The following is an 11,883-nucleotide window of genomic DNA, read 5'->3' as shown; positions in this document are numbered from 1 at the left end:
CGCTTCCTTAGATGGAGGCGTCGAGAACTTGGCGACCGCGGTACATTCCGTTGTTCGGATTCACGCGGTGCGGGCGAAATGCGGAACCGTCGATCGGGTCCTTCGCGAGCTCGGGAGCTTCGAAACGATTTGCTCCTCTGCGGAGGCGACTGCGGCGCTTGGATTGCTTGCGTTTTGGGTTAGCCATTTTGCGTAAATTCCCTGTTCAGATACTGTGCTTGTTGAAATGAAAAGCTGCGCTTGATAACTCTTGGGTCATAGCCCGTCAAGTTATTGTTTCAAAATAACCTCCGTGGCCCGGGCGAGGCAAGGGCCAGACGGGGGCTGCGCGGAGCTCATGGGGATAAGCGTCTGTTTAGCATTGTTTTGCAAGGTCAAGCAACCTAGGACTTTCGCCTATGGAATTGAACGAGCTAACCGCGCAAGTCGCTGAAGGATCCCACCTATCTCTGGAGCAGGCGGGAGCGGCGGCCGACTTGCTGGCGTCGGCCGAGGTGCCGGCAGCCGAGAAGGAGGCATTCTTGACGCGTCTCGCCCAGAAGGGGGAGGTCGCGTCGGAGGTGTCCGGAATCGCCCAGCGCTTCCGGTCCTTGGCCCGCAACCCAGGGCTGGAAAAATGGCGCGACTCCGCCATCGACGTGTGCGGCACCGGGGGCGATAAGATCGGCAGCTTCAACATTAGCACCACGGTGGTGTTCGCCCTCGCGGCGGCGGGGGTGCCGGTTTTCAAGCATGGCAATCGCTCCATCACTTCCAAATGCGGCAGCGCCAATCTCTTGGAGGCTCTCGGAGTTGATCTGATGGCCGACGACGCGACCTTGGCTCGATCCATGGAGGAGCTCGGTTTCTGTTTCATGTTCGCTCCGGCTTTCCATCCGGCCTTCAAGGAAATCATGCCGGTGCGCCAAGCGCTCGCCGCTAAGGGGCAGCGGTCGGTGTTCAACATTCTCGGCCCGCTGATCAACCCCGCCCAACCTGCCCATCAGCTGCTCGGCGTATTCTCTCCCTCGGTGGTCGAAATGCTGGCTGCGACCTTGGGCCAACTAGGCCTCAAGTCGGGATTGGTCGCCCACTGCGTGCTCGACGATGGGCGCGGTCTGGATGAGCTTAGCGTGGTAGGGGTGAATCGGGTCAAAGGCTTTGGCTTGCTGAGCGAGATGAGCGCGGATTGGGATGCCGCGAGCCTTGGACTCGATCCCGCTCCATTGGACGATTTGATTGGCGGGGAGATCGAAGAGAATCTGCGGATTCTGGATGCTCTTTTAGATGGAAAAGCGCCCAAAGGTTTGGAGGACACGGTGGCTCTCAACGTGGCCAGCGCGTTCTACGCCATCGGCCGCTACCCCAGCATCCCTGCAGGAGTCCCGGAAGCTCGCGACTTGATCGTAGGCGGCGGTGTCAGGAAAAAGCTTCAACAGACCAAGGAATTCTACGCTTCCTAGCCCAGCATGTCTTTGACGTATTTTGGAACGGACGGAATTCGCGGTCCTTGGGGCGGCGATTCTCTCAATGAAAAAGTCGCATTCCGAGCGGGGAGAGCCGCTGTGAGCGTCGCTCGCGATTTCGTCGGCGACGAGGTCCCGGAAATCGTGGTAGGGAGGGATACGCGAGCTTCAGGTGAGGCCCTGCTGGCTGCCTTCGCCAAAGGCGTGTCAGCGGAAGGTGGCATCACGATCGATCTCGGAATCGCTCCCACGCCCTGCGTCGCTTACGCGGCGAAACGTAGTCAGGCGTCGTTGGCCTGCTCGCTGACCGCCTCCCACAATCCGGCGTCCGACAATGGGATCAAGTTTTTCGAAGGGACAGGGGTCAAGCCGTCGGAGGCCTTGGAACAGGCTTTGGACGACGCGATCGGCGCCGCCGGGGATCAGGGTCTTGGTGACGATGTCGCAAGCTCCGTCCAAGACGGCTCGGATTTGAAGCAGCTTTATATAGAAGGGCTCGCTGCCCACTTTCCGCAGGCGATGCTGGCGGGGAAGCGGGTAGCCCTGGACTGCGCTCACGGTGCGATGTCGGAAATCGCTCCCAAGCTTTTCGAAACCCTCGGAGCCAGCGTGGATGTGGTCGCAAACCGGCCGGACGGCTCGAACATCAACAAAGGCGTGGGCAGCGAGCATCCAGGGTCGCTGAAGTCGCTGTACGAGAAAAACGAATACGACCTAGGTTTCGCATTCGATGGCGATGGCGACCGAGTCATCCTTTCGGATGAAAACGGTGACCGCGTGTCAGGGGAGGCTTTGCTCGCAGCTCTGGCCATTGATGCCAAGGAAAAGGGAGCGCTTCACGATAACGTTTTGGTAACCACGGTGCAGAGCAATCTCGGGCTCGACGCGGCCCTAAGCGAAAGAGGCATCACGGCGCTTCGCACGGATGTCGGGGACAAGCATATCGCTCGCCTGATGCTGTCGAAGGGGTATTCGCTTGGCGGCGAAGAGTCGGGGCATGTGGTGATCGGTAGATTCGCGGTCACTGGCGATGGCCTTTGCGCCGCTTTAGCCCTCTCGGCTCTGATCGCGCAGTCAGCCCAGCCAATCAGTTCGTGGGCGGGGCTTTATCAGGCGTTTCCTCAACTCACCAGAGCCATCAGGATTGCGAGCAAGCCACCGCTCGACAGGTGCGCTCACCTTTCAGATTGCATTCGAAAATGGGAACGCGAGCTGGCCGGCGATGGTCGTTTGCTGGTTCGGTACTCGGGCACTGAGGCGAAGATTCGCCTTTTGGTGGAGGCGCGTTCCGAGGAGGCGGTCGGGGCCGCGATGGCTGATTTGGAGCGCGCGGTCGAGCGGGACTTGCAGCGCGTCTAGCGACACCCATCACGATGAGCGAAGTTTCCATCAAAGAGCTGGATTCTCGAATGCGAAAGCAGTTCGATGTGGCTCAGCTTGCGGTGGAGAGAGGAAACTACGAATACGCGGTCGAGATTTGTTCAAGCCTCTTGCTCGAGAAGCCAGCTTTCTTGGAGGCGCGTCAGCTTTTGCGTCAGGCTCAGCAGTGCATCTATGCGAATCAGAGAAAACGCATACCGAAGCGTATTCAAAATTCTATAGCAGCCTTTTTGTGCCTCGTCTACGGCAAGCCATACCTCAAGAAGAATCCGTCGATGGCGATGGCGTATGGGGAGAGGGCCCTGAATCGAAATCCGTTTCACAAAGGCGGCCTTTCGCTAGTCGCTGAAGGCGCCGAAGCGTTGGAACTCTATCGCACTGCGGTCTTTTGCCTCGATGGCATTTGCGATCGGGATTCCGAAGACATCGAGTTGCTGAAGCGCTACTGCGAAGCCCTGACCAAAGTTGGCGAAACCAAGAAGGCGGTGGAAGTGGCGGAACGGCTTAGCCGGTTGAAGCCGGAGAGCGGCGCGATCCAGGAGCTGGTCAAATCCGCTTCGGTGGCGCACTCCATCAATCAAGGGAAGTGGGCGGAGAAGGAGCGGGACTTTCGCTCCAAGCTGAGAGACGAAGAGCAGGCGGACAGCTTGGAGCGGGAAAGTCGCCTGAGACAGGACGAAGGAGCGGCCTTGGCCCATGAGCGCGAGCTTGAGGACGCGATTCAGCGCGACCCACAAAACCTGGACTTGTACAAGCGCCTGGTGAAAACGCTTGTGAAAGGGGACGATTTCGAGAACGCCCTGCATTGGCTCGACAAGGCGGCATTGCTGCCGCAGGCGGAATCTGATTTGGCCCTGAAGCAGACGCGCAGCGAAATCGCGATCAAGGCGACCGAGCGCGAGCTGCAGAAGCTGCAGACCGACAACGTCAACCGACCTGAAAAGCGCAAACGCAACCAGAAGCGTATCCGAATTTTGGAGAGCGAGTTGGAAACGCTGCGTCTGGAGGAGACTCGAAAGATGGTGGAGCAGTTTCCAAACGACTACGCGCAGCGGCTGAAGTACGGTGAATTGCTGCTTCGGATGGACCGCTACGACGAGGCCATCAAGCAGTTTCAGGTGTCACAGCGAAGCACCAGCTTGCGCCAGCGCTCTAGCGTGCTGTTGGGGAGAGCCTTTTTCAAGAAAAGCCTTTTCGACATCGCTTTGCAGCAGTTCGACCAAGCGATCGAGGGCTCCCTGTCCATGGACGAGTTCAAGAAGGACGTCTTGTATTCCTCTGCGGAGTGCTGCGAGCGGCTTGGGAGACGGGAGGAGGCGATACGTCGCTACAAGATCATCTACGCCAGCGATATCGGGTTTCGGGACGTCGCGGAAAAGATCGACCAGTTCTATTCGGATAGCGGCAGCTAATCGCTGGACGGTACCAGTTCCTTGATTCGCTGAAAGACGAAGTCGTCGTTCACGATTTGCTCTAAACTGAGAGAGATGTCCGGAGAAAAACCGCGGCCCTCAAGGCGGTTTCCATTGGGAGTCAGTATTTCAGAAATGGGTACATACAGCTTGAAGCCATAGGGCAGGCGAAAGGTGCGGGCCAGCTGCAGGGAGCCAGAGGTGGTTTGCCCGATGACGGTTCCTCGTCCGGTCTCCTGGATGAAGGCGGGGAAAATGTCCGCAGCGGAGGAGGACAGGGAATCGACGAGCACGATGATTTTTCCTCGGTAGGCACGGGAGAAGGGGAGCGGTCGTATCGGCTTGGCCATTCGCGCAAGCTCCTCCAGCGAATCGCTACGCTTCAGGTGCTTTCGCTTGGCGAGAAGGGCGTAGGTCGAGTCGCAAGGGGAGACCTTGGACGCCAAGTGCCGCGAATAGAAGGAGAGTCCGCCTCGATTGTTTCGAAGGTCGATCACGACGGCTTTGGCATGCCTGGCTTCTCGAAAGAATCGGTTGATTCGATGGGCCTGGTAGAAACGGTACTGGAAACTCGCGATGCGAATGACGACGATGTCGTCGTTTAGCCAATACATGGAGCTTCGCTCGGTCGATTCGAAGACGGCGTATTCGATCTCGCATGACATGCGTTCTCCCCCACGGATCCATGTAAGCTCGCGGCGTTGACCGATCTCGCCGCGGAGCTGTTCCACGTTATCTATGGGAGCTCCGTCGATCTGAGTCAGGACATCGCCTTTTTGCAGTCCGCACGCATCGGCAGGGCTGCTCGGCACCACGTAGCTGATGAGTTTTCCTTCTTCGATCGGATGGAGGGAGATTCCGATGCCGGAGCGAAGGCCTTTTTTCAGAAGCTTGGCGGAGTCGGGCGAAAAGATCGCCAGGTGGCTCAACTCGTAGCTTTCGAGAATTTCGCCAAGGGTTTGGGCGATCTCTTCGTCGCTCGTTGCGGAGCTCAAGGCGGATGCCTTCGCGGCGACGTGTTGCTCCCAGTCGGAGAAATCCTGTCCGAAGACGACGGCTGATCGTTGCAGTCGCTTTCCGATCGCCTCGACGAGGCGTTGCGTTTTTTCCTCGAAAGCAGGCCTGGCTTCCAACGAGAGGACCAGGCAAAACCCCGCGCAGAGGAGCAGGGCGAATCTGCCGAACTGCGAGGCGCGAGGCATCAGTTTGCGGCCGCTTCCTCTTCGCTGCGTTCCGCTTTCGGCGTATTGTCGATGAGGGCGAGGCAGCTGGGGTCGATGGCGCTCATGTAGTATTTCAGCTCGGCGATGGATTCTCGTATGTCGTCCAAGGCGCGATGGGTATTCTGCTTCTTGAACTCGCGGCCCAGCATCTCGCGGAAGACGATCTTGAAGCTGGAGACGTCGAGCATGCGGTAGTGCAATCGCTGGGCGAACTTGGGCAAGTAGCGATCTATGAACTTGCGATCCTGGGCGATGGAGTTTCCGCAGATGACCACCGGGTTCTTCTTCTTGAAGTATTTCAGGGTGATTTCGGCGAGTTTGTCGTCGAGAGCTTCTTCGCTGATGCCGTACGGTATGCGTTCGATGAGACCGCTCTCGGTGTGGTGGTGTTTGCACCATTCGTTCATGGCGTCGAGTGTCTCGGGGCTCTGCTTCACCGCGGTCTCCCATTCGAAGACCGGTTCGAGCTGCTTGTTGGTGACGATGACCGCGGCTTCCACGATACGGTCGGTTTCAGGGTCGAGCCCAGTCATTTCCAGGTCTATCCAGCAGTATTTTCGTTTAGACATCGATGCGAAGTGATGAGGGAGCGGTGTGCGTTGGCCTCCTAAGGGACTGGAAAAGCCACCGACACGGCAACCTCAAAAAGGTTTTTCGTTTCCGAGCGTTTTTTGTTGGCGAGATGGGTGAAAGCCTGAAGAACGGCTCCATGTCCAAGGTGATCGAAATTGGTGACATCAAATGCAGCAACGAAATGCCGTTCACGCTCCTTGCTGGGATGAACGTGCTGGAATCTCGCGATCTGGCGCTCGAAATCGCCAGCGAGTACAAGCGGGTCACTGACAAGCTCGGCATCCCCTACGTTTTCAAGGCCTCGTTCGACAAGGCCAATCGCTCATCGATCTCCAGCTTTCGCGGACCGGGCATGGAGAAGGGGCTGGAGATTCTGGCGGAGATCAAGAAGACCTTCGGCGTGCCGGTGATAACCGACGTGCACGAGCCTTACCAAGCCGCCCCCGTGGCTGAGGTGTGCGACATTATTCAGCTCCCCGCATTTCTCTGCCGCCAGACGGATCTGGTCGTCGCCATGGCCAAGACTGGCGCGATCATCAACGTGAAGAAAGCTCAATTCATCGCCCCGCGAGAGATGGAGCACATCATCCGAAAGATCAAGGAGGCTGGAAACGACAGGATCATGCTGTGCGAACGCGGTTCAAGTTTTGGATACAACAATCTTGTAGTGGACATGCTGGGATTCGGAATCATGAAGGAGACCACGTATCCAGTTATCTTCGACGTGACGCATTCGCTGCAGATTCCTGGTGGGACTGCTACGGCCGCGGGAGGACGTCGCAAGCAAGTATTCGACCTGGCGAAAGCGGGGCTGGCGGTGGGCATCGCTGGGCTGTTTCTGGAAGCGCATCCCGATCCGGAAAAGGCCAAGTGCGATGGGCCGTGCGCGTTGCCGCTCGACCGGTTGGAACCGTTTCTTAGCCAGATGAAGCAGATCGACGATCTGGTCAAGAGTCAGCCTAAGATCGAGATCCAGTAGTCGCTGAGTAGGGTTCCGAGCGAGCCGTGGGCTGAGCCGTCCTAGCCGTGATCTTCGGTTTTAGGAGCGTTATCGGTCTCCACCCAGACCACGGTCCAGCCGGATTCCTCGTCGGAGTAGACGAAGGTGCTGGCGTCTGGAAGGTCGGTGGAGACGAATTCCACCACGGCGGGTTCGATCGAAGCGGATGCCGACTCGGTCTGGTCGAACCCTATCCATGCGGCGACGCCTACGATGGCGATGGCAGCGGCGGCGGCGAGCGGTCGCAGGTAGGAGGCGAAGGAAAGCAGAGTCCCGCCTGTATCCGCTTCTTGGATAGTCTCCTTAGCTATCGTCGTTGCTTGGCATTCCTGATGAAGCTGGCGCAAAAGATCGGCCGACTCCATCCAATCGATTTCCTCCGGATGCTGCTTCAGGTAGCGCTCGAGACGATCCGCGTCGGCCGCGGAAAGCTCCCCGTCCATGAGCTGCGTCATGAGAAGCTGGGCTTTCCGTTTGTCGATGGATGGCGACTCGTTCATGGTTTTGATGCGTTTGGCAGGGTGTGTGGTTCTAGGAGGGCTCGGTATGCGGCGCAAGGTGAATGAAGCCGCGAGCGGGCTCGTTTCAAGCCCGCGACCCGAAAAGATCTGGTGGGCCGCGGGCCCTGAGGGGAGACAAATCGGCTTTCGCGACTAGAAGCGGTTGGCGTAGTCGCGGTGGTGTCTATCGCGATAGCGGTCGTCTCGGTGTCTGCTGTCGTGACTACAGCTTCTGCAGTTGTCGTGATGGCCGCGTCGGTCGCAGCGGTCGTAGCGGTCGTGGCCTCGGTGGTCGCGATGCGATACCCAGACTTTTTCCTTTACGTAGGTGTAGTGGCCGGAAACCCAGACCTTGATGCGGTTGCCGCAATGGTCGCGGCGACGCTCGTAATAGCCGGGCACCCACTTTTTGCGGGAGACCCAGGTCCAGTAGCCATCGTGGTGGCCTCGATGAGAGCGGTAGCCCACTTCGAATCGAGTGTCGACGTCGTTGTCGGCGAGCACGGCGCCGATGATCAGTCCTCCGACCAGTCCGCCGATGAGGGCGTCTTCGCTATCGCCGGCTTTGGCGGTATTGGGAGTAAGGAGGGCGGCGCAAAGCGCAATCGCGGTCAGAATAGATATGCTTTTCATAGGTCTCATGGTCTCAGGGGTTGAAAGTGTTGTTTCGCGCCTTGAGACGAGGCCAGCGGCGTCGCTATTCACTGTTTTTGTTTTTTTTTTGAGATTCGAACAGGGGCTTCAACGCTCGGCTTCGTCACCTGAGCTCTCGGCCGTCTTTTCCATGCTGAACCCGGTGAATCCGTAGATCGCGGAAATCAATGGGCATAATAGGTTTAGAAAGGCGTAGGGCAGGTAGAGCCACGGACTGACGCCAAGAGCTCCCATCATGAAAGCCCCGCAGCTGTTCCAAGGCACGAGGGGGGAGAAAAGGGTCCCTGAATCCTCGAGACAGCGAGAGAGGTTTTTGGCAGCCAGTCCGCTTTTTGCGAAGGCGCTGCGGTACATGCGGCCTGGGACCACGATGGCGAGGTATTGGTCTGGGGCCACGATGTTCATGCCGATGCAGGTCGCGAGCGTGGAGCTGACCAGCTTGCCGCTGGATGTCGCGAAGCTGAGTACCGCGTTGGCGATCCGGTTCAGCATGCCGGCGCGCTCCATGATGCCTCCGAAGGCCATGGCGCAAATGATCAGACCGATCGTCCAGAACATGCTCTCCAGCCCGCCTCGGGAGAGGAGCTCGTCGATCTGGGCGTTTCCGCTCGTCGAAACGTAGCCCGACTGCATGGCTTCGAACATGGAGCTCAGGCCTATGTCTTGGGTAGTCAGTCCGATCGCCGCTCCCGCGAACGCTCCTCCCAGCATAGACGGCAGGGCTGGCACGCGAAATGCGATAAGAGCCAGTACGCTTGCAGGCGCCAGCAGCAGCCAAGGACTGAGTCGAAACTGCTCATCCAGCGCGGCGAGCAGCTCCGCTACCTTCGCGTCGCTCGCCGCGTCCGTGGAGCCATGTCCGATAAAGGCGTAGAGCAACAGAGCGATCAGCATGCTCGGAATCGTGGTGTAGAGCATGTGTCGAATGTGCTCGAAGAGGGGGACGCCAACGACGCCTGAAGCGAGATTGGTGGTATCGGACAGAGGAGAGAGCTTGTCGCCGAAATAGGCTCCGGAAACGATGGCGCCCGCCACCATGGCGGAATCGATGCCCAACCCTTGTCCGACACCGACAAGAGCCACGCCGATAGTGCCTGCGGTCGACCACGAGCTGCCAGTGGAGAAGGCCACGATGGAGGTGATGCAGCAGGCGGCGACGAGAAAGAAGCTCGGGGAAAGCAGGTTCAATCCGTAACTCACCAGCAAGGGCACGACTCCGCTCGCCACCCACGATCCGATGAGGATTCCCACTGCCATCAGGATCAGAATGGCAGGCATCGCGAGCGAGATTCCGTTTACGCAAGCTTTGAGCACGTCGTCCCACGAGTGGCCTAGACGCAGGGAACAGCAGGCTGCCACCACACATCCAAGCATCAAGGGAATGTGAGGCGAAGTTTTCAACGCGAGCACGCCGATGGCCAGAAAGGCGATCAAAGCGAGCGTGGGGAGAATGGAAAGGCCGAGGGAGGGAGATTTGGCGTCCTTCATGAAGCGGCTAATCCTAGCAAAAGGCGCGCCGCGGGTCACGACCAAGATCTGGTGGTTGAAAATGATGGAAACGTGACTTTTGGCACATGACTTCTAGATGCGTATCGCGCTAAGCTTTTTCGAATAGTATGCAAGCAGCCACTACAGGAGAAGTCGCGTGCGTGGAGCAGGGCGGGAAGAAGGCGCCGATGAGTCGCGAAGCGCGCACTGGGATGATCGCCGGTGCTTTTGCGGCAACCATGATGCTGCTCTCGCTCGTATTGCCTTTCGTTTTCGCGGATCGGGAAATGCGGTTTGGGCTGACGCTGCTGCAGGTGCTGCTCTGGGGCGGTTTCGCCGGTTCTTGGATCGTTCTGGGCGGCATGATGGAGCGCTCGGGCAGTGGCTTCGTGGGAATGCCAAAAAACGGTCGCCCGCCGCGAGAGCACGGGACGGTCGCCGAGATGCTTGTCTTTCTCTTCGGATTTGTTCCGTCCTGTTTTCTTTATGCGTACGTCGCCCACGAGAATACTGGGTATCTAGGTTTCAACTACGTGAACTTTTTCATTCTCGCCAGTTTCTCGGTCTACGTCTTTCCGCTCAAGTTCTGCGTGCTCTACATCGTGGGCCAGATCGGCGGCTGGGTTTTGCTGGCCTATTTCATGTGGGATGTCTGGCTGCGGATCGACGATATCTTCACCGCGGCTTCGGGCTACGGTTTCTCCATGATGATGTTCATCCTGCTGCGGCGAGAGCGAAACTCCCGCTTCCGAGCGGAGACGTTGAGTCAAAGCCTGGACCAGGCGAACGCCCGGTTGCGTCGCTACAGCGCCCAGGCGGAAGAGCTTGCGGCGACGCAGGAGCGAAATCGAATCGCCCGCGAAATCCACGATACGCTGGGACACTCTCTGACCGTGGTCAACGTGCAGATCGAGTCGGCGAAAGCCCTCCTGGAGCGCGATCCCGTCCAGTCCAGGGAATTTTTGGAGAAGGCTCAGCAAATGACCAAGAGCGGCTTGGCGGAGGTGCGCTCGTCGGTGGCTTCGCTGCGCACCGCGAGATTGGTGGACAAGGGAGTGGCCGCTTCGATCGAGGGCTTGCTTGAGGAGCTTGAGAGCACCGGAATACGTACCGAATTTAGACGGATAGGCGAGCTCAAGGAGCTGGATGCGAAGATTTCTGCTGCGCTCTATCGTATCGCTCAGGAGTCGCTGACCAATACTCGCAAGCACTCGCAGGCCAGCCAGATCGAGGTGACGCTTGACTGTAGCCACCCTCAAACAGTTCGACTGGTCATCGCAGACGACGGTATCGGGTGCGTGGATACTAATGGAGGATTTGGCATTATGGGCATCAAGGAGCGAACTCATCTGTTGAAGGGAACGGTTCAGATCGATACCAGTCCTGGAAATGGATTTAAGCTGACCATCGATCTTCCGCGATGAGTGGGGCGATCAGAGTCTTGCTGGTCGACGATCAGCCGCTGTTTCTGGAGGGGCTTCGGACCTTGCTCTCCCTGCATCAGGACCTCGAAGTCGTGGCAGAGCGGGCCAATGGGCGCGAGGCTTTGAAGGCATGTGGGGAGCTTTCGCCGGACGTGGTGCTGATGGATTTGAACATGCCGGAAATGGATGGAGTGGAAGCGACGCGCCTGATCGCAGGGAGCTTTCCCCGCTGTCGCGTGCTCACCTTGACCACCTTCGACGACGATGAGCGGGTTTTCGAGGCCTTGCGGGCCGGAGCCGCAGGCTATCTTTTGAAGGATACGCCTTCGGAGAGCCTGGTGGACGCCATCAAGACTGTGCATGCGGGCAATTCGTTTCTCCAGCCGTCCATCGCAGCGAAAGTGCTGGCTGAATTCAATCGTCTCGCTGAACCGAAAACTCCAAAGGCGGATCCTCGCATGGTGGAATCGCTCTCGAGTCGTGAACGCGAAGTGCTGCGCTGCCTGGCCAAGGGGCAGAGCAACAAGGAAATCGCTTCGACGCTCGATCTCGCTGAGGGCACGGTGAAGAACCATGTATCCAATATCTTGGGAAAACTGGGCGTGCTCGATCGCACGCAGGCCGCCTTGCTGGGGCGGGAGCTGGGGTTGGTCTGAAGCGTTTCCGAACTTAGGGAAAATGTAACCCGGAGCGACGCTTCGGGTAAGCGATAGATGCCGGATCGTGACCATTGGCCGTGACCAATGGCACATGTCGTTTGTCCCGCAATCATCTACCTTCCTCC

12 protein-coding genes are annotated in these 11,883 nt (G+C 58.4%); 6 read left to right on the top strand and 6 right to left on the bottom strand.

Annotated features, from left to right (window positions below):
* Window positions 1-7 precede the first annotated feature (7 nt).
* Window positions 8-187, bottom strand: coding sequence for a 50S ribosomal protein L32 (gene rpmF / locus QEH54_RS03055; protein ID WP_191617571.1), 180 nt, complete (start codon window positions 185-187; stop codon window positions 8-10).
* Between the two features lie 211 nt (window positions 188-398).
* Here rpmF and trpD point away from each other — a divergent pair, with 211 nt between their 5' ends.
* The 3 genes from trpD to QEH54_RS03040 are packed head-to-tail and all read left to right on the top strand — an operon-like array spanning window position 399 to window position 4,237.
* On the top strand, window positions 399-1,442 hold the full coding sequence (gene trpD / locus QEH54_RS03050; RefSeq protein ID WP_309017149.1) for an anthranilate phosphoribosyltransferase: 1,044 nt from the start codon (window positions 399-401) through the stop codon (window positions 1,440-1,442).
* 6 nt (window positions 1,443-1,448) lie between these two features.
* Window positions 1,449-2,804 carry a hypothetical protein gene (locus tag QEH54_RS03045; RefSeq protein ID WP_309017148.1) on the top strand — a complete coding sequence of 452 codons (1,356 nt, stop codon included), beginning with the start codon at window positions 1,449-1,451 and terminating at the stop codon, window positions 2,802-2,804.
* A gap of 14 nt (window positions 2,805-2,818) precedes the next feature.
* Window positions 2,819-4,237, top strand: coding sequence for a hypothetical protein (locus QEH54_RS03040; protein ID WP_309017147.1), 1,419 nt, complete (start codon window positions 2,819-2,821; stop codon window positions 4,235-4,237).
* Here QEH54_RS03040 and QEH54_RS03035 read toward each other — a convergent pair.
* Both QEH54_RS03035 and orn read right to left on the bottom strand, forming a co-directional pair.
* Complete coding sequence (locus QEH54_RS03035; RefSeq protein ID WP_309017146.1) at window positions 4,234-5,439, bottom strand: S41 family peptidase; 1,206 nt, start codon at window positions 5,437-5,439, stop codon at window positions 4,234-4,236. The genes QEH54_RS03040 and QEH54_RS03035 overlap by 4 nt on opposite strands.
* Window positions 5,439-6,029: an oligoribonuclease gene (gene orn / locus QEH54_RS03030; protein WP_309017145.1), complete on the bottom strand. Its 591-nt coding sequence runs from the start codon at window positions 6,027-6,029 to the stop codon at window positions 5,439-5,441. The genes QEH54_RS03035 and orn overlap by 1 nt, the downstream gene beginning before the upstream one ends.
* A gap of 140 nt (window positions 6,030-6,169) precedes the next feature.
* On the opposite strand from orn, the gene kdsA reads away from it, so the two are divergent.
* The gene (gene kdsA / locus QEH54_RS03025) at window positions 6,170-7,012 is read left to right on the top strand and encodes a 3-deoxy-8-phosphooctulonate synthase (RefSeq protein ID WP_345785636.1); all 843 of its coding nucleotides are present in this window, start codon (window positions 6,170-6,172) and stop codon (window positions 7,010-7,012) included.
* Window positions 7,013-7,053: 41 nt separating this feature from the next.
* Here the strand turns inward: kdsA and QEH54_RS03020 are convergent, their stop codons facing one another.
* The 3 genes from QEH54_RS03020 to nhaC form a co-directional block, all read right to left on the bottom strand.
* Complete coding sequence (locus QEH54_RS03020; protein ID WP_309017143.1) at window positions 7,054-7,533, bottom strand: hypothetical protein; 480 nt, start codon at window positions 7,531-7,533, stop codon at window positions 7,054-7,056.
* Between the two features lie 153 nt (window positions 7,534-7,686).
* A complete protein-coding gene (locus tag QEH54_RS03015; protein WP_309017142.1) occupies window positions 7,687-8,166 on the bottom strand; it encodes a hypothetical protein in 480 nt (159 codons plus the stop codon).
* A gap of 108 nt (window positions 8,167-8,274) precedes the next feature.
* Window positions 8,275-9,675 carry a Na+/H+ antiporter NhaC gene (gene nhaC, locus QEH54_RS03010; protein WP_309017141.1) on the bottom strand — a complete coding sequence of 467 codons (1,401 nt, stop codon included), beginning with the start codon at window positions 9,673-9,675 and terminating at the stop codon, window positions 8,275-8,277.
* A 128-nt stretch (window positions 9,676-9,803) separates the two neighbouring features.
* Here nhaC and QEH54_RS03005 point away from each other — a divergent pair, with 128 nt between their 5' ends.
* Complete coding sequence (locus QEH54_RS03005; RefSeq protein ID WP_309017140.1) at window positions 9,804-11,099, top strand: sensor histidine kinase; 1,296 nt, start codon at window positions 9,804-9,806, stop codon at window positions 11,097-11,099.
* Entirely contained in the window at window positions 11,096-11,755 is a 660-nt protein-coding gene (locus QEH54_RS03000; protein WP_309017139.1) for a response regulator transcription factor, read from the top strand. The genes QEH54_RS03005 and QEH54_RS03000 overlap by 4 nt, the downstream gene beginning before the upstream one ends.
* Window positions 11,756-11,883: the final 128 nt, after the last annotated feature.

It is taken from the genome of Pelagicoccus sp. SDUM812003 (assembly GCF_031127815.1).
Classification (GTDB): domain Bacteria; phylum Verrucomicrobiota; class Verrucomicrobiia; order Opitutales; family Opitutaceae; genus Pelagicoccus.
The sequence above is the reverse complement of the archived record's forward strand: the minus strand, read 5'-3'. Positions and strand labels throughout refer to the sequence as shown.

Bases quoted from the DNA above. Each gene is read 5' to 3' on its own strand.
- QEH54_RS03045 (WP_309017148.1), top strand. From the start codon at position 1,449: ATGTCTTTGACGTATTTTGGAACGGACGGAATTCGCGGTCCTTGGGGC.
- rpmF (WP_191617571.1), bottom strand. From the start codon at position 187: ATGGCTAACCCAAAACGCAAGCAATCCAAGCGCCGCAGTCGCCTCCGC.
- trpD (WP_309017149.1), top strand. From the start codon at position 399: ATGGAATTGAACGAGCTAACCGCGCAAGTCGCTGAAGGATCCCACCTA.
- QEH54_RS03040 (WP_309017147.1), top strand. From the start codon at position 2,819: ATGAGCGAAGTTTCCATCAAAGAGCTGGATTCTCGAATGCGAAAGCAG.
- nhaC (WP_309017141.1), bottom strand. From the start codon at position 9,675: ATGAAGGACGCCAAATCTCCCTCCCTCGGCCTTTCCATTCTCCCCACG.
- kdsA (WP_345785636.1), top strand. From the start codon at position 6,170: ATGTCCAAGGTGATCGAAATTGGTGACATCAAATGCAGCAACGAAATG.
- QEH54_RS03015 (WP_309017142.1), bottom strand. From the start codon at position 8,166: ATGAAAAGCATATCTATTCTGACCGCGATTGCGCTTTGCGCCGCCCTC.
- orn (WP_309017145.1), bottom strand. From the start codon at position 6,029: ATGTCTAAACGAAAATACTGCTGGATAGACCTGGAAATGACTGGGCTC.
- QEH54_RS03020 (WP_309017143.1), bottom strand. From the start codon at position 7,533: ATGAACGAGTCGCCATCCATCGACAAACGGAAAGCCCAGCTTCTCATG.
- QEH54_RS03000 (WP_309017139.1), top strand. From the start codon at position 11,096: ATGAGTGGGGCGATCAGAGTCTTGCTGGTCGACGATCAGCCGCTGTTT.
- QEH54_RS03005 (WP_309017140.1), top strand. From the start codon at position 9,804: ATGCAAGCAGCCACTACAGGAGAAGTCGCGTGCGTGGAGCAGGGCGGG.
- QEH54_RS03035 (WP_309017146.1), bottom strand. From the start codon at position 5,439: ATGCCTCGCGCCTCGCAGTTCGGCAGATTCGCCCTGCTCCTCTGCGCG.